The sequence below is a fragment of the Flavobacteriales bacterium genome (assembly GCA_016715895.1).
Lineage (GTDB): Bacteria > Bacteroidota > Bacteroidia > Flavobacteriales_F > PHOS-HE28 > PHOS-HE28.
Genome location: JADJXH010000003.1, coordinates 743,778 through 763,733 on the forward strand (window position 1 = coordinate 743,778; position 19,956 = coordinate 763,733).

A 19,956-nucleotide genomic window follows, 5' to 3' on the forward strand; every position below is an offset into this window, starting at 1 on the left:
CATTTTCTGATCATCTGATCACTATCTACTCATCCACGATCGCCTGCACCAATGATCACCGGCGCATCCCTTGCATCGCTTGCATCTGCTTCATCATGTTCTGCATCTTGCTCTTGTCCCCCATCATCTTCATCATCTTCCGCATCTCCTCGAACTGCTTCATCAGCTTGTTCACCTCCTCGATGCCACGGCCGCTGCCCATGGCCAGACGGGCGCGGCGCGAACCATTGATGAGGGACGGGTTCTTCCGCTCGGCCGGTGTCATGCTCTGGATGATGGCTTCGATCCCCTTGAAGGCGTCGTCCGGGATGTCGACGTTCTTCAGCGCCTTGCCGACGCCGGGGATCATGCCCATGAGGTCCTTCATGTTCCCCATCTTCTTGATCTGACCGATCTGCTCCAGGAAATCGTCGAAGCCGAACTGGTCCTTCGCGATCTTCTTGTTCAGCTCGCGCGCCGCCTTCTCGTCGAACTGCTCCTGCGCACGCTCCACCAGGCTCACCACGTCGCCCATGCCCAGGATGCGCCCTGCCATGCGGTCCGGGTGGAACTCGTCCAGCGCCTCCATCTTCTCGCCGGTGCCGATGAACTTGATCGGCTTGTCCACCACGCTGCGGATGCTGAGCGCCGCACCGCCGCGGGCATCGCCGTCGAGCTTGGTGAGCACCACGCCGTCGATGTTCAGGCGTTCGTTGAACGTCTTCGCCGTGTTCACCGCGTCCTGACCGGTCATGGCGTCCACCACGAACAGCGTCTCCTGCGGCTGGATGGCCTTCTTCACCCGGGTGATCTCGTCCATCATGGCCTCGTCCACCGCCAGGCGGCCGGCGGTGTCCACGATCACGGCGGTGAATCCGTGCTGCTTGGCGTAGGCGATGGCGTTCTGCGCGATGGCCACAGGGTCGGTGTTGGCCCGCTCGCTGTACACGGCGATGTCGAGCTGCTTGCCGAGCGTTTCCAGCTGGTCGATGGCCGCGGGGCGGTACACGTCGCAGGCCACCAGCAGGGGGCGCTTGCCCTTCTTGCGGATGTGGTTGGCCAGCTTGCCGCTGAAAGTGGTCTTGCCCGAACCCTGCAGGCCGCTCATGAGCACCACGGTGGGGTTGCCGCCCATGTTGATGCCGGCCGCCCGACCGCCCATGAGCTCGGCGAGCTCGTCGTGCGTGATCTTGGTGAGCAGTTGCCCAGGGCTGATGCTCGTCAGCACGTTCTGCCCCAAGGCCTTGGCCTTCACGCGGTCGGTGAAGTCCTTGGCGGTCTTGTAGTTCACGTCGGCATCGAGCAGCGCCCGGCGGATCTCCTTCACGGTCTCCGCCACGTTGATCTCGCTGATCTGGCCCTGGCCCTTGAGGACCTTGAACGCCCTTTCGAGCTTGTCACTGAGGTTCTCGAACATCGTTCATCCGGTAAGGACCGCGAAGGTAGGGGTGTGGTTGCAAGCCCCCATTCCAAGCCGGGGTAGGTTCGTTGCGTAGGTCAGGGTCCAAGTCTCCAAGCTCGCGTAACCTCTCCGGCACTTCAGCGTCCTTCCCTTCAAAGACCACGTTCATGGAACAGTTCCTGGCCCTCGCCCTGGTCCCTGTCTGGCTTGGCATTCCAGCCAAGACAGGTTCCGGAGAACGAGCACCAACGGGATCCCTGCCCGGCATCTATGGCGTTCGCGGCTGTGCTGAGGACGCCACCGGCGCGGCATGTGTCACGCTGACCATCAGCGCGGACGGCGGCTACACCTTTGTCGACGGCTCGGATCCATCAAACCCCATCGAACAGCACGGCCAATGGCGGGTGGAGGGTCGCACGCTTCGGCTGCGTTACGCCGACAACGAGCAGGTGTGGACGTTGGACAAGGACCAGCCCTGCCTGCGCGCGCGCTTCGGAATGCGCTTCGAGCGTCTGTGCCGTTTGGAGGAGTGCCCCTGAACGGTTCCGTGGAACGGCGCTGATCGATCTTTGTCCATGCGCACGCTGTTCGTTCCACTTGTGATGGCCGGCTTGGTGGCCTGCACATATTCGACCGATGCAGCGCTCGCCCCGCCAGAGCCGGTCCCAACCAGGGAACTGGCTCAGACCATCGCCGCCCTGGATAGCGCCCTCTTCGCCGCCTTCAACGCCCACGACGCCGCGCGGCTCGGCACCTGGTTCACACCGGACCTGGAGTTCTACCACGACAAGACCGGCCTCGCGGGCTACGACAGCACCATGGCCAACTTCCGCGGCCTCTTCGCGCGCAACGCGGATACCGGTCTTCGCCGCGAACTGGTTCCGGGCAGCTTGGAAGTGTATCCGCTCGGTGAGTTCGGTCTGCTCGAGGTGTGCAAGCACCGCTTTTGCCACACCGAGAACGGAAAGCAGGACTGCGGCACCTTCAGGAACATCATGATCTGGCGCAAAGAGGGCGACGGGTACAAGGTCTGCCGGGTGATCAGCTACGATCACTGAGCACGCTGCCTGCACCTGCATCTACATTTCGGCCATGCCCAAGTTCCTTCCAGCGCTCGATGAACGCCTGTCGGAGTTCATCCGGAGCCAGCGCATCTTCTTCACCGGCACGGCGCCGCACAAGGGCCGGTTGAACGTGTCGCCGAAAGGGCTCGACACCTTCCGTATCCTCTCCCCCACCCGCGTGGGCTACCTGGACCTGACAGGCAGCGGCAACGAAACGGCCGCGCACCTGCTGGAGAACGGCCGCATCACCTTCCTGTTCTGCGCGTTCGAGGGACCGCCCCTGATCGTACGGCTCTACGGCCAGGGACGAGCGGTACTTCCGCAACACACCGAATGGCAGGCACTGCGCCCCCACTTCGGCCCGCCGATGCAGGGTGAACGGCAGCTCATCATCGCAGAGCTGGAGAGGGTGCAGACCTCCTGCGGCTTCGGCATTCCACATTATTCCTTCCAGGAGGACCGGTCACAGCTTACGGAGTGGGCGGCCCACAAGGGGCCGGAAGGGCTGACGGCCTACCGCCGGGAGAAGAACATGCGCAGCATCGACGGGGCCTCCACGGGATGGGAAGGATGATCTGGCGAACGACCCGCGGTCTGCGCACAGCACGGCCGCACCTGCGGCTCATTCTCCTCGTCGTTTCCGTGTGGTGCACATCCGACCGATCCGACGGTCAGGTGCTGCTCGACACCCTCACCTGGACGGACAGCGTGCGCCACCGAACGGTCCCCGTGGCCTTCTACCATGTGGACCGCGACACCAAGGGTCTGCCGGTGGTGCTCTTCAGCCACGGGTACAACGAGAACCGGCCGGGCGCCTACCTGCGGTACAGCCATCTGGCCAGGGCCATGGCCCTCTCGGGCTGGTTCGTGGTGAGCGTACAGCACGAACTGCCCACGGACGAGCGCCTTCCCTTGGAGGGCGTGGCACAAGTGGTGCGCCGGCCGAGCTGGGAACGCGGTGTGGCCAACCTGCTCTTCGTGCTTGACCGGCTGCGGCGCTCACGTCCCGACCTGAACCTGGAGCGGCTGACGGTGATGGGCCACAGCCAGGGAGGGGACATCAGCATGCTGTTCGCCAAGGAGCACCCGGATCTGTTGGAGCGAGTGATCTCCCTGGACAACCGCCGCATGCCGCTGCCCCGCACGCACAGGCCTCAGGTGTGCAGCATCCGCAGCAGCGACCAGCCTGCGGATCAAGGTGTTCTTCCCGGTGCAGAGGAAGCACACGACCTGGACATGCGTGTGCTCATGTCCACCGTGCCGCACAACGCGATGGACGATGGTGCGTCCCCGGAGCAGCGCAAGGAGCTCACGGAGCTGATCACGAGACTGCTGAACAGCGAAGCCTCGGCCCGTTGACCCGTCGACCTTCGGTCAGCGCACCCTTCCTCCGGCCAGGCGCTTCGTGACCAAGGGCGGCCGCTTGTCCCGCAGGAACACCCACTTCGTCTCCGTGCTGTCCGCAGGGGAGAAGCGATACCCATCCCCGTCGTAAGCCTTGATGCGGTCGGCCTCCAGGATGCGGTGTTGCAGGATATAACGCGCCAGCGCACCGCGCTGGAACTTCACATACACCTGCAGGGACTTGTAGCCGCCCGGCGCCTTGTCCTTGAACTCGGGTGTGATCACACGGGCACCGAGCCTGCCGAGCCGCGCGGCCTTGCTGTACTCGGCGGAGGCCAGGTTCACCACCACATCGGAGCCGGACCGCTCCAGATCGGCCCTCAGGACCTCGGCGATGCGATCATTCCAATAGGCATACAGGTTCCTGGCCTTGCCGACACCGAAGGTTGTGCCCATCATCAGGCGGTAGTCCTGCATGAGGTCCAACGGCCGAAGGACGCCGTAGAGCCCGCTGAGGATGCGCAGATGGTGCTGCCCGAAGTCAAGGTCGGCTGCGGAGAGCGACCTTGCATCCAGGCCGCGGTACACCTCGCCGTTGAAGGTGAACACTGCGGGGCGGGCGTTCTTCGGGGTGAAGGGTGTCGACCAGCGCTCGTACCGCTGTCGGTTCAGCTCGCCCAACGCGGGGCTCAGGTCCATGAGGTCGGCGAGTTTCTTCGCGCTAAGCGTCCGCAGCTTGTTCACCAACGGGAGGGCGTGCTCCAGCAGCGCGGGTTGGGTGGCCCCTCGGATGACGGGTGTTTCCTTGGCGAGGTCCTTGGCGGGCGAAAGCAGTACGAGCATGCTGGCCAAAGTACGGCCCATGGCAGCGGTCGGCGAGGTCTCCAAGGCCGTCAGGGGGTCGGTTCCGAGGGTCGGTGTAACCTTTCGGGGGATCCGGCGACTATCTGTTCGGAACACCCCAGGACCGTGAGCGACGCGAAGCAGACCTCCTTCATGCAGGCCTACAAGGACTGCCACGGTCCGTTCCTTCGGTACTGTTCGGCCATCGCGTACGGGCGCATGGATGTGCAGGACCTGGTCCAGGACGTGTTGTTGTCCGCATACCAGCAGTTCGACCGTATCGAGCGGAAGGACCAGTTGCTGCACTACCTGGTACGGACCGCACGGAACCGTGCCGCCAGCGCGTGGAAGCTGGGCCGGCGATCGGCCGACCTGTGCGAACGGCAGGCGGCGCGCCTGCAGCAGCACGGTGCCACACCTGAGCAGCTGGTCGATGTGCAGTTGCTGTACAGGGCCTTGGACCAGCTGCCTGCGCAGCAGCGCGAGGCCCTGGTCCTGTTCGAGGTCTCCGGCCTCAGCATGGCCGAGATCGCGGTGATCCAGAACTGCGCGGAGGGTGCGGTCAAGACCCGCGTGAGCCGGGCCCGCGCCGCTCTGAGGGGCCGGTTGGACGGTCGTCCAAAACTCCCGGTGGCCGCAACCCTGCAATTGCTGATCCTTCTGCTCCCATGAACCCACGCGCCCACGACGGGATCGACCTGCACCTGCTGCGTGACCTTCCCGAGGAACTGAGCCTCGAGCAGGTGGAGCGATTCATCATAACCCTGCCACCCACCCAACCGCCCGGATCCGGGTCGGGGGGATCATTCTTCAAACTCAACTCCATCCTCATGAGCACTGCAGGCCTCCTCCTTGTCGGACTGAGCATTCATCTGTTCACCAGTGGCGGTGCGGCATCCCCATCGCCGAGCGCTCCGGCGGACCTGGTCTCGCCCGCCACGGTGTTCGATGCCCCGGCGACCGTGCTGCCCACCGAGGCCAAGCCGCAGCAACAACCTCGGCCTGCGCCGTCCGTGGCGCTCGCAGCGCCCGCCCCGACCCCCGAGGCTGATACGCCCCCTGATCCCGCTCCTGTTCCCGATCCCGTTCCTGCCTCCGCGCCCGCCCCTGTGCAGGGTCCGATCGCAACGGACCCGGCGGTCGTCATCGCGGAGCCCATCAAGGAAGGAGATGCCCGCCGATACGACCTGAGCGGGTTCACGGCGGTGCAGGTGCGCGGCAGCATGGACGTGGTGCTCGAGCAAGGTCCGTACGAAGTGGTGGCCGAGGGCGACGAGGATGTCCTGGACCGGCTGAGCATCCTGATGGAAGGGCAGGTGCTGCGCATCGCCAACGGCGGTAAGTCAAGCCGCAACGGCACTTGCAATGCGTCCGGAGCCCAGGTGCGCGTGCGGATGCCGCAGGTGTCGGAACTGGAGGTGTACGGCTCGGGTGGGATCACGGCCGGAGCCATGACCGCCAATGGGCCGCTGCGCTTGCTGCTGCAGGGCTCGGGCAGCCTTGTGATGGGCTCCGCCCTGGGGGCCGCTTCGCTGACGGTGGACCTGGCGGGCTCCGGCGATGTGCGATGCGGCGCCATGGACGTGAGCGGTACCACCGCGGTGAACCTGAGCGGAAGCGGCGATGTGGTCCTGGAAGGCCGCACAGCACGGCTGTCGATCGATCTGGCCGGTTCCGGCGATGTGGATGCGTCGGGTGTGGAAAGCACCGGGACCACGGCCACGCTGGTGGGATCGGGCGATATTCTTCTGGGCCGGACGGGACCGTTGGAGCAACGCATCACCGGTTCCGGTCGGATCGAAGTGCAAGGGAGCCCTGGCGGCCATGCGCCACAAGGGGAAGGTTCACGGTCCTACTAGGCCGCTGGCCACGCGTCCACCGCCGGGCTCCCCACACTTCCGGTGCGATCCCATCATCGCACGGGACCGAACGAAGGACCATTCCGGGCTCAACGACCGCGTTGGCAGGGCTGGCATGCGCCCCTGCGCCAAGGGTTCTCATTCCCCGACCCTACCATACCATCCGGTCCGATGCCATGAGCGGAAGGTTCCGGTGCACGGCTGAAGCCGCAGCTGCCGACCGCTCGTCCGACCCTCGCCACCCCTCGCCAACGCGCTGCAGGAGCGCACCCGGCTTCACCTGAACGGACCGGTCCGATCGGCAGGGGTCGGGGCGACGGGGCCGCCACGCACCCTCAGGAAGGATGGAGCAGGTCCTCGCCTGGGGCGCTCGCACGGGTTCCGCACGACCTCCCATCGCGCCCATGTTCGTCGATGAAATCGCAGGTCCGGTCGAACGGACGTATCCAACGGCGCCGGCCCGCGTACGACCGATCGAGCAGAAGCACATACGCGATGGGGGGATCACGACTCGGGAGCATGCTGGCGATGCGGTTCAGGACCGCGCTCGTGGCGACCACGCTGGCCGCGTCCTGCCCTGTAGCGGCCACGCACATCAGCGGCGGCGAGATCTTCTACGAGTGCCTCGGGAACAACCAGTACGAGGTGACGCTCATCGTCTACCGGGACTGTTTCGGGGTCCAACTGGACAATGAGGTCGACCTGGTCTTCGACAGTCCCTGCGACAGCTTCACCGTGACCCTGGACACTCCCAACCCGGTCGAGCTGTCACAACTCTGCGACCTCGAACTTCCGAACAGCACCTGCAACGGCGGCACGCTGCCGGGCATCGAGCAGTACACCTACACCACGGTGGTGACACTTCCGCCATGCGACCACTGGACGATGGGCTGGATCGGCCGGAACCGCAACGCCGCAGTGGCCAATCTGGTGAACCCGGATGATGAGGCGATGTACATCGCCACCACGCTCGACAATACGGTGGACCCTTGCGACAACAGCCCGGTGCTGACCAACATCGCCAGCCCTTACGTCTGCCTGAACTATCCGGTGACGTACAGCTACGGTGGCTATGACCCGGACGGCGACTCCCTCAGCTATGCCCTGGTGGATGCGCTGGACGAATTCGGTCAACCCATCGCCTACGTGGCGCCCTACACCGGTGCGCAGCCCATCAGTGGCATCACGATCGACCCCGTCACCGGCCTGCTGAGCTTCACCCCGATGCTGGCCGGCAACTGGGTGGTGGTGGTGGAAGTGAGCGAGTGGGACTCCCTGGGCAACCTCATCGGCACGGTGATGCGCGACATGCAGTTCATCGCGTATCCCTGCGCGAACGTTCCTCCGGACCCGGCCACTGGGACCATTGGCGGCTTCACCGGTGCGGCCGTGCAGACCGGCGCCAACAGTGTGGAGGTCTGTGAGTCAGGTTCGTTCTGCATGTCCTTCGACATCGCCGATATCAACGCGGCGAACGTGCTGGAAGCCACCACCAACCTTCAGCAGAACCTGCCCGGAGCCACCTTCTCCTACACGGGTACCAACCCGATCACGTGCACGGTCTGCTGGAACGGTCAGCCCGGCACCTCCGGGTTCTTTCCCTTCATCGTGCAGGTGAACGATGGTGCCTGCCCGATCCCGGCCGTACAGACCTACGTATACGCCATCACGGTACTGCCGGGCATGGCGATCACCGTGGATACGCAGGATGAGAGCTGTGCGGGGAACCTGGACGGACAGGTGACCGTGAACGTCACCGCCGGCACCGGACCGTTCCAATACACCTGGGCCGGTCTTCCGGACACCACCTCGACGATCCAGGTGGGCGCCGGTGTCTACGCCGTGACGGTCACCGACGCCAACGGGTGCATCTCCCAACCCACTTCGGCGGTGGTGAACGCACAGGCCCAGCCGAACCAGGCCAATGCGGGCGCCGATCAACTGGGCTGCCTGGGCGCGTTGCCGGTCACCCTGAGCGGCACGGTGACCAACGCCACCGGCGGCATTTGGAGCGGAGGTCAGGGCACCTTTGCCGGAACGGGCCTGAACGTGACGTACCAGCCCACGGCGGCCGAACTGGCCTCCGGCGGGGTCGACCTTCTGCTCACCACCACGGGCAACCCCTTGTGTGCGGCCGATGTGGACACGGTGCACGTGGTGCTGAGCGATGACCTGCTGAACGCCAGCGTGACGGGATCGGACGCCTTGTGCAACGCCACGGCCACGGGCACCGCGTCCTTCCAACCGGTGCTACCGGGCATGAGCTTCGTCTGGAACGCGCCTGGCGCGCCCACGACACCCCAGGTGAGCGGCCTTCCCGCGGGCACGTACGGAGTGACCGTGACCGACGCTGCCGGCTGCGATACGACCCTGAGCATCACCATCGGCCAGCCGGACGCGCTCATCCTGGGCGCACTGAGCGTGGTGGATGAACCGTGCGCCGGCCTGGGCGGTGGGAGCATCAGTGCCACCGTGAACGGCGGTACGGCCCCGTACACCTACGCGTGGAGCCAAGGGGCCACCACCCCGTCCGTGAACGTGGGCGTCGGCACCTATACGGTCATCATCACCGATGCCAACGGCTGCACCCCGGTGAGCGGTTCGGCCACGGTGAACGCCACCGCACAGCCCAACCAGGCCAACGCAGGCCCCGACCTCGTGGGCTGCCTGAACGAACTTCCGGTGACGCTCACCGGGACGGTGACCAACGCCACGGGAGGCACATGGAGCGGCGGCACCGGCACCTGGTTGAACAACGGGCTGACGGCCACCTACATGCCCAGTGCTGCAGAGGTGCAGCAGGGCGGTGCGGCCCTCCTCCTCACCACCACCGGCAACCCGGGCTGCCCGCCCGATGTCGACACCGCCGTGGTGATCATCAGCAAGAGCTTTCTGAACGCGGGCCTTTCCGCCACGGCCACGAGCTGCCACGACGGCGCCGATGGCACGGCCCTGTTCACACCGAATGACACCAGTTTCAGCTACCTGTGGAACGATCCCGGCGCACAGGCCAGCAACCCGGCCACCGGACTTGCGGCCGGCACCTATGCGGTCACGGTCACCGATGTGCTGGGCTGCGACACGACCATGAGCATCACGATCGCGGAGCCGGCACCGCTGCAGGCCACGCTGACCCAGAGCGGCGATCCGCTCTGCGCCGGCGGGAACAATGGATGGGCCACGGTGAGCGCATCCGGCGGAACACCGGGATACACGTACCAGTGGGACGCGGCGGCGAACAGCCAGATGGGCCCGACCGCCAATGGGCTCGGCGCAGGCACCTACGGGGTCACCGCCACCGATGCCAATGGATGCACCGTGCAGCTGAGCGCCCAGCTCGGGGCTCCGCCGCCGATCCAATTGACCGCCCAGGCACCGGACACGGTGTGCGTGAACGTGCCCGTACCCCTTACCGCACAGGCGTTCGGAGGAACGGGCAACCTCCTCATCAGCTGGAGCGGCATCGGCGTGGGCACCCAGTTAACGCATGCCTTCAGCACCTCGCAGAACGTGGTGGTGACCGTGGTGGACGCGAACGGATGCAGCGGGCCCACGGTGACCCTCCCGGTGACCGTGCTGGATCTGAACGACGCGCAGCTGATCACCGCCGGATCAGGCACGGTATGCCCGGGCGATACGACCACGGTCTCGGCGCAGGTGATGGGGTATCCCTCGTCCGTACAACTGAACTGGCCTCAACTGGGCGTGGCGGGGCCAGGCCCGCACAGCGTGGTGGTGAACACGGACATGACCCTGACGGTGACCGCCACGGACCAATGCGGCAACACGCTGCAGGCGGTGGTGCCGCTGCAGGTGGATGAACCACCGGTGTTCACCCTGCCGGCGATCTTCGCTGAAGGGTGCGCGCCATTGACGGTGCAGTTCCCGGACACCCTGGTGAGCGGCAACCTCACCTATCTGTGGGATTTCGGCGACGGTGCGACGTCCGCCGCTCCGGCGCCCGTTCATACGTTCCAGGCGGGCACCTTCGGCGTAAGCCTCACCGTGACCACGGCGCTGGGATGCAGCAGTACATCGCCCGCGCCGGGCCTGGTGATCGCGCACGCTCCGCCCACCGCCGCCTTCGCCGCGAGCACCACGAGCACGGACATCGACAACGCGCTGATCCACTTCACCGACGGCAGCACCGGTGCGATCACCAGTTACGCCTGGGACTTCGACGACGGCACCACGAGCGACCAGCAGGACGTGTCGCACCAGTTCATGGATGTGGGCCTCTTCAATGTGGCACTGGTGGTGATGGACGTGCAGGGATGCAGCGACACGGCGTGGGTGACGGTGGAGGTGACGCCGGACCACGAGGTGGTGATCCCCACGGGCTTCACCCCGAACCCCGGCGGTGGCGGTGGTGGCGGATACGATCCGAACGACCTGAGCAACGATGTGTTCTACCCCTTCGCCCGCTTCGTGGACGACTTCCGGATGCGGATCTACAACCGCTGGGGTGAGCTCATCTTCGAGAGCCTCGACATCCAGCGCGGCTGGGACGGCTACTACCGCGGCCAGCTCAGCCCACAGGACGTATACGTGTACCAGGTGTGGCTGCGCTTCGTGGACGGCAAGGAGCGGCAGCTCGTGGGCGACATCACCCTGTTCCGATAAGCGAAGCGCATGAAGCGAAGCCTACCCCTCCTGCTCGCGCTCGCACCGGCCGTGCTTTCCGCACAGGACCCGCAGCTGTCGCAGTTCTTCGCGGCACCGATGTACCTGAACCCGGCGTTGACCGGCAACACGTACCAGGACCGCATCGCCATGAACTACCGGAACCAATGGCCCAGCGCGGTGGTGAACGCCTTCCAGACCTATGCGGCGAGCTACGAGCACCGGTCTCAGAAGCTCAACAGCGGTTTCGGGGTGATGGCCATGCGGGATGTGGCGGGCGCGAACGGCCTGTCCTTCACGCAGGTGGCCGCCGCCTACAGCTATGAGGCCCGCATCAACCGAAAGCACGCGGTGCGCGGGGGGGTGCGCGCGGCCTGGACCAACCGCAGCTTCGACCCGAACAGCTTCCTCTTCGCCGACCAGGTGATCCGCGACAACGCGGCCACCAGCATCGAGAGCGGTTTCGTGCAGCAGGTGAGCTACATGGACCTGAGCGCTGGAGGCCTGTACTACAACGAGCGCTTCTGGGCCGGCTTCAGTGTGAACCACCTCAACAGGCCGCAGCAGTCGCTTTTCCTGAACGGTGATGCCCGGCTGCCCATGCGCACCAGTGTGCACACGGGCTACCGCTTCCCGTTGGACGGACAGCGTATGGCCTACAGCAGCACGGTGGGCACCTTTGCCACCCACTACAAGGCCCAGGGCAAGTGGGACCAGTTCGACGTGGGGTTCTACGTGGACCACGACAAACTGCTGGCGGGCATCTGGTACCGCGGCATCCCCGGGCTGAAGGCCTATGCCCCCGGATATCCGAACAACGACGCCGTGGTGCTGATGGCGGGCTACGAGACCCCGTTGCAGCTGCGCATCGTGTACAGTTACGATGTCACCATCAGCTGGCTCGACCGGTCCAGTGGTGGCGCGCATGAGGTAAGCCTCACCTACGAGTGGCCGCGCAAGACCAAGGCACGCAAGCACAAGATCGTGCCCTGCCCGAAGTTCTGACCAGCGCTACATACGTGCGGCCAGGGTCAGGTAGAAGGACCGGCCCATGCCCGGCATCAGGCCGGGGCCCGGATAACCGCCCGCGCGGCGCGTGGCATAGACCGCGTCCAGAAGGTTGTTGACCCCGGCCGACAGGGTCATGTGAGCGTCGAAGGTCCACGTCGCACTGGCATCCACGACGGAGTAACCCGGGATCCGGCCCGCCGTGGCGTTCGCGCTCGGTGCTTCCGTATTGGTCGCGTTGGTGTACACCGCATCGATCACGCTGCCTTTGGCGGCCAGTGAGAAGCGTCGGTGGCGGAAGGTGATGCCCGGCCTGAACAGATGGCGCGGCGCATACTCGACCTGGTTGCCGCGCACATCGAACGCCGCATCGCTGTCCATGGCCGGATCGTCCCACCGCACATAGCGGGCATCGACGAAGCCGTAAGCGAGGGCGATGGCCAGGCTCGATCGGCCATGACCGTTCGTGCCGCGGCAGAGCCCCAGAACGTCCACCTCGGCATAGGCTTCCACACCCTGGCTGCGCGAGGCGCCCAGGTTGGTGCGAACGTTCACCCCGTCGCGCACCACGGTCCCCACCCGATCATGGATGTGCAGCAGAAAGCCGCCGATGTCGAAGCTCACCGACGAGCCGAGGGAGCCACGGAAGCCGGCATCCACGTTGTACCCGCGCGTGTCGCGCAGATCCGGATCGATGAGGTCGGTGGTGGCGGATGGCGTGAGGTCGCCATAGAGCACGGGGCGATAGCCCTGGCTGACGTTGGCATAGCCTTGCATGGTGGCCGTGGCACGCACCTGCACGCCGAGGCCGAGCAGGGCGACCTGTCGGGCACGTTCGCCACTGTCCACAAGGCCCGTGGCGCTGATCCGCCCGTCGACCCGTGAGGCGATGTGTTCCACACGCACACCGGGCACCACCGCAATGCGGTCGGTGAAGGGCAGCATCACCTCGACGTGGGCCGCGGCATTCCGGGTCCCGAGATCCAGGTCGCGGCCGAAGTCGCCGACGATGTCCACATCGGCATCGGAGCCGGTGGTGCCCGTTCCGAGCTGCTGCCGATGGGCGACGGCCTGGAAGTAGCGCAGCCCTGCGGCCACATGGGCCTGTCTCCGGAGGAAGGGGAGACCGCGACGGATCCGGGCCTCCACCCCAGCGTTCGCATAGCGGTCCCGGTCCACCTGCCGCGGCGCGTAGGTCCCTGTCGCCCGGTCAACCGTATCAGGGATGTTCACGGCGCGCATGAAGCCGACGCTGTTGCGTTCGGCGAGCGTACCGAAGACCTTCACATCCATCACCGTACGGTCGTCCGGACGCCATTCGGCGGTGAGCGCGGCCACGTTCCACGGCAACAGCATCCAGTTGCGGGCCCGATCGGACGCACGTGGATCCACCTTCAACTGCGCATCGGTGAGGCCGCCGGGCTGCTGCTGCACCACATCGGACCTCGTGTAGGACAACCCGATGCGGAGGTTCCTGGTCACGGCATAGCGCAAGCCCGTATGGGCCGTGGTGGTGCGGTACCGGCTGTTGGCCCTCCAGCCCTCGGCCTGGCGGTGGTGCACGAAGGTGTAGTGCTCCACACGGCCCTTGGTGCCGCCGAGCGCCGCATAGGTATCCGTGAGTCCGAAGGAGCCGACCGTCTGGCGGAGCTCACCGGCCAAAGGCCGGTCAGGAGCGCCCCGCTTGAGCACGAAGTTGACCAGTCCGCCGAATTGCGGGCCGAAGGCCAGCGATGCGGCGCCGCGCACCACCTCGATGCGCTCAAGGGCCTCCATGGGCGGGGTGTAGTAGGCCTCCGGATAGCCGAAGGGGTCCGCGCTGATGTCGTGGCCGTCCTGCCGCAGGTTGAACTCCCAGCTCCGGTTGGGGCTGAGGCCGCGCGCCGCGATGCCGAGCTGGATGCCGCTGCCGTCGTTCTCCCACACGGTGATGCCAGGCACCTTGGCGAACACCTGGCGGCCGTGGTTGAGCGCGAGGTCGGCGTCCAGCGCCGCCGGTGCGATGATCTCTGTGCGCCTGGCCGCCAGAATGAGAGCGCCAAGCGTGTCGTCGGCGGGACGGATGCCCGTGCGGTGAACGCTCAGCACATCGAACGGTCGGAGCTCCAGGGTGCGCACGGTGTCCGGGTGTTGCGCGTGCACAGCGAATGGCAGCAACAAAGCCGCGGGCAGGGCGCGGAAAAGGTCCCGATCGATCATGGACGCAAAGCAGCCCTGGGTCGCGACGGCCCACAATACCATGATCGGGGGAGATGGTCTTCGCAGCAGAGACCGAAGCGGGCCGGGTCACATCCGCTCGGGCACCTCAATGCCCAGACACCACATCGCCCTCTTCGTCACGTTGGCCACCACCCGGCTCAGGTCAAGGCGGAAGGCGCGCTTGGCGGCATCCTCCTCCTTGATCACGGGCACGCTCTGGTAGAAGCTGTTGTAGGCCTTCACCAGTTCGTAGGTATGGTTGGCCAGGGCGGAGGGATCCAGCTTGGTGGCCGCCTCGTCCAGGACGGATGGCAGGTGGTGCAGCAGCTTGATCACCGTTCGTTCCTCGGGGAGAAGCGCCGATGTGCCCGTGTGCTCATCCCGCTGGGACGGGACAGGTCGTACCCAAGTGCCCATGCCTTCCGCTTTGCGCAGCAGGCTGCGGATGCGGGCATAGGTGTACTGGATGAAGGGACCCGTGTGTCCCTGCAGGTCGATGCTGGCGGCGGGATCGAAGAGCATGCGCTTCTTCGGGTCCACCTTGAGCAGGAAGTACTTGAGCGCGGCCAGGCCGATCATCTCGTACAGCGCCGCCTTGTCCGCCTCGGTGAAGTCGTCCAGCTTGCTGAGCTCCTCGCCCATGCGGCGTGCCTCGGTCACCACCTCGTCGATGAGGTCGTCGGCGTCGACCACGGTGCCTTCGCGGCTCTTCATCTTGCCGCTGGGCAGGTCCACCATGCCGTAGCTGAGGTGGAAGAGCTCATCCGCCCAGGCGAAGCCCAGCTTCTTGAGGATGATGAATAGGACCTTGAAGTGGTAGTCCTGTTCGTTGCCCACGGTGTAGATGAGCTTGCTGAGGCCGGGAAACTCCTCGAAGCGCTTGATGGCCGTGCCGATGTCCTGCGTCATGTACACGCTGGTGCCATCGCGGCGCAGCAGCACCTTCTCGTCGAGGCCCTCGGCGGTATTGTCCACCCACACGGCGCCGTCCTTCTCATAGAACACGCCCTTCTTCAGGCCCTCGAGCACATCGGCCTTGCCCAGCACGTAGGTCCGGCTCTCGTAGTAGTTGCGGTCGAAGTCCACTCCGGCGCGGGCGTAGGTGGCGTTGAAGCCTTCGTACACCCAGCCGTTCATGGTCTCCCACAGCGTGCGCACGGCGGGGTCATTGGCCTCCCATTGGCGGAGCATCTCCTGCGCCTCCAGTAGGATGGGCGCGGTCTTCTCCGCTTCCTCCTTGGTCTTCCCTCCTGCCACCAGCGCCTTGATCTCCGCCTTGTAGGCCTTGTCGAACTCCACGTAGTACTTGCCCACGAGCTTGTCGCCCTTCAGGCCGCTGCTCTGCGGGGTCTCGCCATGGCCGAACTTCTGCCAGGCCAGCATGCTCTTGCAGATGTGGATGCCGCGGTCGTTGATCACCTGCACCTTCACCACCTGATCGCCCGTGGCTTCCAGGATGCGGCTCACGCTCCAGCCCAGGAAGATGTTGCGCAGGTGCCCCAGATGCAGCGGCTTGTTGGTGTTGGGACTGGCGTACTCCACCATCACCTTCCGGCCCGTGGCGGGGAAGCTGAGGATGTCGCGCCCGCCCGCCTCCCGCACGAAGCCCGTCCAGTAGCTGTCAGCGATCACCAGGTTGAGGAATCCCTTGATGACATTGAAGCGGACCACGACGGGCTCTTCCCGCATCAGGAACCCTCCGAGCTCGTTGGCCAGGGGCTCGGGCCCTTTGCCGCTCAGCTTGGTGAAAGGGAACACGTTCATCGTCACATCCCCCTCGAACTCAGGGCGGGTGGACTGGAAGCCGACCTGGTGAAGGGGGATCTCCTTGTCGTACAGCTCTTTGAACGCACGCACCACGACCGGTCCGAGCCGCATCAGCAGGGGGTCCTTCGTCATGGCCGCGAAGATCGCGGTTGCCCGCTACGTGCCCAACAGTGGGAGGAAGTTCTCAGCCAGCATGCACCGCACGCTCCCTCCACCCACGGCCTCGATGGTGGGCACCGGAACGGGCACCAGCTGTCCATGGGCTTCCAACGGCCGCCGCTGGGATGGGGTGAGCGCCTCGAAGGCCGAGGTGGAGAGCAGGATGAACGCCCCCTTCGGTGAGCGCAGCTGCAGCAGGTTGCCGACATACCGGTGCATCTGATCCAGGGTGATCGGCACCAGCACCTTGCCCGCGCGCTCCAGTTCCGCCTGCACATCCTCACGATCCACCGGATAGGGCATCGCCTCCTGGCACACCACCGCGAAGCCTTCACCGATGCTCATCACCACATTGGTGTGGTACACGGGCTGGCCGGCAAGGGTGCCGTCCATGGTGGCCAGGAAGGGCACCTGATGACCATCCATGACACCGCACCACATATTCAGACCACGCTCACTGGTGCGCGGGGAGAGCGCCGCATAGGCCACGTTGCGCCCACGGTCGAGCACGAGGCTCCCGGTGCCTTCCAGGTAACGATGCGCCTGTTCCAACGCGCTGAGGTCGACCGACCGGTCCACGCGGAACCCTTCGCGCTCCAAGGTCCGGACCAAGGAAGGGTCGCGCTCCCTTCGACGGCTCGGCGTGCACATGGGGTACAGCACCACCGTTCCGTCGGCGTGGGTGCTGAACCAGTTGTTGGGGAACACGGCGTTGGGCGCCGTGGGATCCACAGGGTCGAGCACCGTGGTGCCGATGCCGCACCGGTCCAGCGCATCCAGCAGTCCATCGAACTCCTCTTCGGCCAGGCGCCGGAACTCAGGGTCGTTGACCACCTGCTGGAAGGCGTTGCTCTCCGCCGTCTCCGGGTCGGGAGCGAAGCCGGTGGGGCGCACCAGGATGACCGCGGAAGCGGCCTGCGGCCTGGGACCGGTCCTCCCCTGTTCCCGGGGCCCTCGGGTCATGTGCCCTGTGCTCATGCGTCGGTGAGCGCGCCTGCCCAGAGGTCAGCGTCCGCGCAGGATGGGGAAGAGCGGCTCCAGCACACCGAGCACGGCCTCGGCCATGGCGTTGTTGGTGTCCAGCGCCGGGTTGATCTCCACCACGTCCAGCGTGGCGGTCTTCTGATCGCGACAGAAACCGCTGAGCAGGGTGCTCGCTTCGTCAAGCGACAACCCGTGCGGAACGGGTGTGCCGGTGCCCACGGAGATCGAGGGATCGAGGCTGTCGACATCGAAGCTGATGTGCAGCCTGTCACAGGCGCTGAGGTGGGCCAGGGTCTCCCGGACCACGGCGTCGGCACCTCGTTGGCGCAGGTCATCCACGGTGATCACCTTGATGCCGTACTCCGTAATGATGGCCTGCTCCTCCGGTTCGTAGTCGCGCAGGGCGATGAAGACCAGGTCGCTGGGCAGCAGCTTGGGGCTGCTCACGCCGATCTTCCGCAGGCGGTCCCACGTGTCCATGGTGAACACGCGCGGACGGTTGCGGCCCTTCTTCTCGATGTGCATGAGCAGGGCCAGGGGCATGCCGTGCACGTTGCCGCTCGGTGTGGTCCACGGGCTGTGCAGGTCAGCGTGCGCATCGATCCAGACCACCCCGAGCCGGTCGTTGGGGAAGGCCATCTTGGTGCCGCTCACCGACCCGATGGCGATCGAATGATCGCCTCCGACGACGATGGGGAAGGTGTTGTTCCTCAGGTACCTGTACACCTCGTACGCCAGATCGCTCTCAAAGCGGATGAGGCCGTCGATGTGGTGGGCGTTCGGGGAGTTATCGTCCTCGTAGAGCACATCGTTCTCGTCGCGGAGGATGCTCTCCTCGGCATGGCCGAAGAGCTCGCTGCCCAGCTTCCAAGCGGCCACACGCAGCGCGGCCATGCCCATGCTGGCGCCTCGTTTGCCCGCACCGATCTCCGAGGCCGCTTCGATCAAACGCAGTTCCATGGGTGAATGGGGACGGCACCAAAGGTAGGCGCGTCGCTTAGGCCTCCTCCTCCACCGGCTCGAACGGTGCGCAGGCCGGCTCGTCCTCCACGGCCGCAGCCTCCTGCTCGATCACCACGGGTGCGGGTTCGGGAAGGCGCATCGCGAAGAGCTGCTCTTCATCGGTGAGGCAGAGCAGGAGCGTCAGGGTCTGTACGGGCCACATGTTCGGCGAACGGGATTTGAGGGGGGTGTCCAAGCGCCCAGCAGTCCGTTGCCTGCACGGCCGGAGCGGCGGCCATGCGGGGCAAAGATGACCGATGAACACACCCCTTGTCAAGATGAATGCCCGTTTTTCATCGACGAACCCCTCCTCCTCGCGACGAAGGACGATCCCCGGGTTCGCATCTTCGCGGCGATGCCACGCGCTCCCCTCCTCTTTCTGGCCACGATCTGTGCGGGTGCGGTACAGGCCCAGACCTGGCATGGCCCGCGGCTGGGCCTGGGCATGGCCACGGTGAACGCCGGGCAGTTCCTGGCGTGGACCGGCCTGCCCAAGTTCGGTCCCATCGGCGGCTACAGCTTCGACTTCAAGATGAACGGGCAGGTGAGCCTGATGGTGGAGCCAATGTACGTGGCCAAGGGCAGCCTGGTGCAGGCCGCGCAGTTCAGGCAGACCACCCGCACCACGCTGCACTACGTGGAGCTGCCCTTCGTGCTCAAGGTGTCGGTGAACAAGAACCCGCAGGGCCTCTTCCTAGGCGGCGGCCTGGTGCCGGGCTACCTGCTCAGCGGGCGCGAACAGGTGACCCAGGATGGCCAGGAGCTGATCGACCGCGGCATCAACACGGAGAACATCCGGCGCACGCAGTTCAGCATCTGCCTGGGCTTGGGCTGGGAGAAGGGTCCCTTCGAGCTCGAGGTGCGCGGCACCAACAGCATCACGCCGTTCGACACGGTGGTGCGGCGGCAGAACCTGGTGATCGGCCTTCACGCCACCTTCCGCTTCCGCCCCAAGCCGAAGGACGAGGCCCCGGAGGACGAGGAGGAACCCACCGAGGACGACTACTACGAGAAGGACGGCGGCAAGCGCAAGTGACCGGCCGCGATCTTCCGGATACCTTGCCGCGATGCCCTTCACCACCGCCTCCTCCCCCACGCGCGTTCCCTTCGCCGAGAACCCGCTGCTCAAAGCCTTCGCCGGTGCGTTCGCGCTGATCTGGGCGTGGACCTTCATCGGCACCACCGACCGCGCCAACTGGATCACCGAGAACGCGCTCACCATCCTGTTCGTGGGCGGCCTGGTCCTCACCCACCGCCGCTTCCGCTTCAGCGACCTCAGCTACACCCTGATGTTCGTGTACATCCTGCTGCACGTGTATGGCGCCATGTACACCTATGCGGAGAACCCGCTGGGCTACTGGCTGCAGGACCTCTTCGGCAGCGCGCGGAACCACTACGACCGCATCGTGCACTTCAGCTTCGGCTTCCTGCTGGCCTACCCGATGCGCGACCACTTCAGGAACCACTTCCAATGGCCGACCTGGGTGTGCTGGGTGCTGCCGGTGGAGATCACCATGAGCTTCAGCGCCGCCTACGAACTGATCGAGTGGGCCGTGGCCGATGTGTTCTTCCCCGCGCAGGGCCACGCCTACCTGGGCTCGCAGGGCGACATCTGGGATGCGCAGAAGGACATGGCCCTGGCCTTCAGCGGTGCGGTGCTGGCGATGGTGCTGTGGAGCGCCGCCAGGCGGCTGACCCAGAGCTCTCGAAAAGGGTGAAACTG

The 19,956-nt window shown here is 65.7% G+C and carries 17 protein-coding genes; 10 read left to right on the forward strand and 7 right to left on the reverse strand.

Translation table 11 applies throughout. The features are described from left to right. Positions 1-55: 55 nt before the first annotated feature. Positions 56-1,396 (reverse strand): signal recognition particle protein, encoded by a 1,341-nt coding sequence (gene ffh / locus IPM49_03440; protein MBK9273579.1) that lies wholly within the window; start codon positions 1,394-1,396, stop codon positions 56-58. A 152-nt stretch (positions 1,397-1,548) separates the two neighbouring features. Here ffh and IPM49_03445 point away from each other — a divergent pair, with 152 nt between their 5' ends. From IPM49_03445 to IPM49_03460, 4 genes are read left to right on the forward strand one after another with little or no spacing between them, the layout of a single operon-like run. Continuing rightward, positions 1,549-1,920: a hypothetical protein gene (locus tag IPM49_03445; protein MBK9273580.1), complete on the forward strand. Its 372-nt coding sequence runs from the start codon at positions 1,549-1,551 to the stop codon at positions 1,918-1,920. A gap of 36 nt (positions 1,921-1,956) precedes the next feature. After that, a complete protein-coding gene (locus tag IPM49_03450) occupies positions 1,957-2,439 on the forward strand; it encodes a nuclear transport factor 2 family protein (protein MBK9273581.1) in 483 nt (160 codons plus the stop codon). A 34-nt stretch (positions 2,440-2,473) separates the two neighbouring features. Further along, positions 2,474-3,019: a pyridoxamine 5'-phosphate oxidase family protein gene (locus IPM49_03455; protein ID MBK9273582.1), complete on the forward strand. Its 546-nt coding sequence runs from the start codon at positions 2,474-2,476 to the stop codon at positions 3,017-3,019. Then, entirely contained in the window at positions 3,016-3,804 is a 789-nt protein-coding gene (locus tag IPM49_03460; GenBank protein MBK9273583.1) for an alpha/beta fold hydrolase, read from the forward strand. Before IPM49_03455 ends, IPM49_03460 begins: the two co-directional genes overlap by 4 nt. Before the next feature lie 15 nt (positions 3,805-3,819). Here the strand turns inward: IPM49_03460 and yaaA are convergent, their stop codons facing one another. Continuing rightward, positions 3,820-4,632, reverse strand: coding sequence for a peroxide stress protein YaaA (gene yaaA / locus IPM49_03465; GenBank protein ID MBK9273584.1), 813 nt, complete (start codon positions 4,630-4,632; stop codon positions 3,820-3,822). A gap of 126 nt (positions 4,633-4,758) precedes the next feature. Here yaaA and IPM49_03470 point away from each other — a divergent pair, with 126 nt between their 5' ends. From IPM49_03470 to IPM49_03485, 4 genes are all read left to right on the forward strand, one after another. Further along, entirely contained in the window at positions 4,759-5,304 is a 546-nt protein-coding gene (locus tag IPM49_03470; protein ID MBK9273585.1) for an RNA polymerase sigma factor, read from the forward strand. Continuing rightward, positions 5,301-6,491 carry a DUF2807 domain-containing protein gene (locus IPM49_03475; GenBank protein MBK9273586.1) on the forward strand — a complete coding sequence of 397 codons (1,191 nt, stop codon included), beginning with the start codon at positions 5,301-5,303 and terminating at the stop codon, positions 6,489-6,491. Before IPM49_03470 ends, IPM49_03475 begins: the two co-directional genes overlap by 4 nt. A 528-nt stretch (positions 6,492-7,019) precedes the next feature. Next, the gene (locus IPM49_03480; GenBank protein ID MBK9273587.1) at positions 7,020-11,114 is read left to right on the forward strand and encodes a PKD domain-containing protein; all 4,095 of its coding nucleotides are present in this window, start codon (positions 7,020-7,022) and stop codon (positions 11,112-11,114) included. Positions 11,115-11,123: 9 nt separating this feature from the next. Continuing rightward, positions 11,124-12,119 (forward strand): type IX secretion system membrane protein PorP/SprF, encoded by a 996-nt coding sequence (locus IPM49_03485; GenBank protein ID MBK9273588.1) that lies wholly within the window; start codon positions 11,124-11,126, stop codon positions 12,117-12,119. Between the two features lie 6 nt (positions 12,120-12,125). Here the strand turns inward: IPM49_03485 and IPM49_03490 are convergent, their stop codons facing one another. The 5 genes from IPM49_03490 to IPM49_03510 form a co-directional block, all read right to left on the reverse strand. Beyond that, a complete protein-coding gene (locus tag IPM49_03490) occupies positions 12,126-14,321 on the reverse strand; it encodes a TonB-dependent receptor (GenBank protein MBK9273589.1) in 2,196 nt (731 codons plus the stop codon). Between the two features lie 87 nt (positions 14,322-14,408). Next, complete coding sequence (locus tag IPM49_03495; GenBank protein MBK9273590.1) at positions 14,409-16,199, reverse strand: arginine--tRNA ligase; 1,791 nt, start codon at positions 16,197-16,199, stop codon at positions 14,409-14,411. Between the two features lie 45 nt (positions 16,200-16,244). Next, positions 16,245-17,210 (reverse strand): amidinotransferase, encoded by a 966-nt coding sequence (locus tag IPM49_03500; GenBank protein MBK9273591.1) that lies wholly within the window; start codon positions 17,208-17,210, stop codon positions 16,245-16,247. A gap of 42 nt (positions 17,211-17,252) precedes the next feature. Then, positions 17,253-18,191, reverse strand: coding sequence for an arginase (locus tag IPM49_03505; GenBank protein ID MBK9273592.1), 939 nt, complete (start codon positions 18,189-18,191; stop codon positions 17,253-17,255). A 37-nt stretch (positions 18,192-18,228) separates the two neighbouring features. After that, entirely contained in the window at positions 18,229-18,396 is a 168-nt protein-coding gene (locus tag IPM49_03510) for a hypothetical protein (protein MBK9273593.1), read from the reverse strand. Positions 18,397-18,588: 192 nt separating this feature from the next. Between IPM49_03510 and IPM49_03515 the strand changes: the two genes are divergently transcribed. Beyond that, the gene (locus IPM49_03515; protein ID MBK9273594.1) at positions 18,589-19,269 is read left to right on the forward strand and encodes a PorT family protein; all 681 of its coding nucleotides are present in this window, start codon (positions 18,589-18,591) and stop codon (positions 19,267-19,269) included. A 31-nt stretch (positions 19,270-19,300) separates the two neighbouring features. Further along, positions 19,301-19,951 carry a DUF2238 domain-containing protein gene (locus tag IPM49_03520; protein MBK9273595.1) on the forward strand — a complete coding sequence of 217 codons (651 nt, stop codon included), beginning with the start codon at positions 19,301-19,303 and terminating at the stop codon, positions 19,949-19,951. The last annotated feature ends 5 nt before the right edge of the window (positions 19,952-19,956 follow it).

Bases quoted from the DNA above. Each gene is read 5' to 3' on its own strand.
- IPM49_03445 (MBK9273580.1), top strand. From the start codon at position 1,549: ATGGAACAGTTCCTGGCCCTCGCCCTGGTCCCTGTCTGGCTTGGCATT.
- IPM49_03505 (MBK9273592.1), bottom strand. From the start codon at position 18,191: ATGGAACTGCGTTTGATCGAAGCGGCCTCGGAGATCGGTGCGGGCAAA.
- IPM49_03495 (MBK9273590.1), bottom strand. From the start codon at position 16,199: ATGCGGCTCGGACCGGTCGTGGTGCGTGCGTTCAAAGAGCTGTACGAC.
- IPM49_03450 (MBK9273581.1), top strand. From the start codon at position 1,957: ATGCGCACGCTGTTCGTTCCACTTGTGATGGCCGGCTTGGTGGCCTGC.
- IPM49_03515 (MBK9273594.1), top strand. From the start codon at position 18,589: ATGCCACGCGCTCCCCTCCTCTTTCTGGCCACGATCTGTGCGGGTGCG.
- IPM49_03510 (MBK9273593.1), bottom strand. From the start codon at position 18,396: ATGTGGCCCGTACAGACCCTGACGCTCCTGCTCTGCCTCACCGATGAA.
- IPM49_03500 (MBK9273591.1), bottom strand. From the start codon at position 17,210: ATGACCCGAGGGCCCCGGGAACAGGGGAGGACCGGTCCCAGGCCGCAG.
- IPM49_03520 (MBK9273595.1), top strand. From the start codon at position 19,301: ATGCCCTTCACCACCGCCTCCTCCCCCACGCGCGTTCCCTTCGCCGAG.
- IPM49_03460 (MBK9273583.1), top strand. From the start codon at position 3,016: ATGATCTGGCGAACGACCCGCGGTCTGCGCACAGCACGGCCGCACCTG.
- IPM49_03485 (MBK9273588.1), top strand. From the start codon at position 11,124: ATGAAGCGAAGCCTACCCCTCCTGCTCGCGCTCGCACCGGCCGTGCTT.
- IPM49_03455 (MBK9273582.1), top strand. From the start codon at position 2,474: ATGCCCAAGTTCCTTCCAGCGCTCGATGAACGCCTGTCGGAGTTCATC.
- IPM49_03490 (MBK9273589.1), bottom strand. From the start codon at position 14,321: ATGATCGATCGGGACCTTTTCCGCGCCCTGCCCGCGGCTTTGTTGCTG.
- IPM49_03480 (MBK9273587.1), top strand. From the start codon at position 7,020: ATGCGGTTCAGGACCGCGCTCGTGGCGACCACGCTGGCCGCGTCCTGC.
- yaaA (MBK9273584.1), bottom strand. From the start codon at position 4,632: ATGCTCGTACTGCTTTCGCCCGCCAAGGACCTCGCCAAGGAAACACCC.
- IPM49_03475 (MBK9273586.1), top strand. From the start codon at position 5,301: ATGAACCCACGCGCCCACGACGGGATCGACCTGCACCTGCTGCGTGAC.
- ffh (MBK9273579.1), bottom strand. From the start codon at position 1,396: ATGTTCGAGAACCTCAGTGACAAGCTCGAAAGGGCGTTCAAGGTCCTC.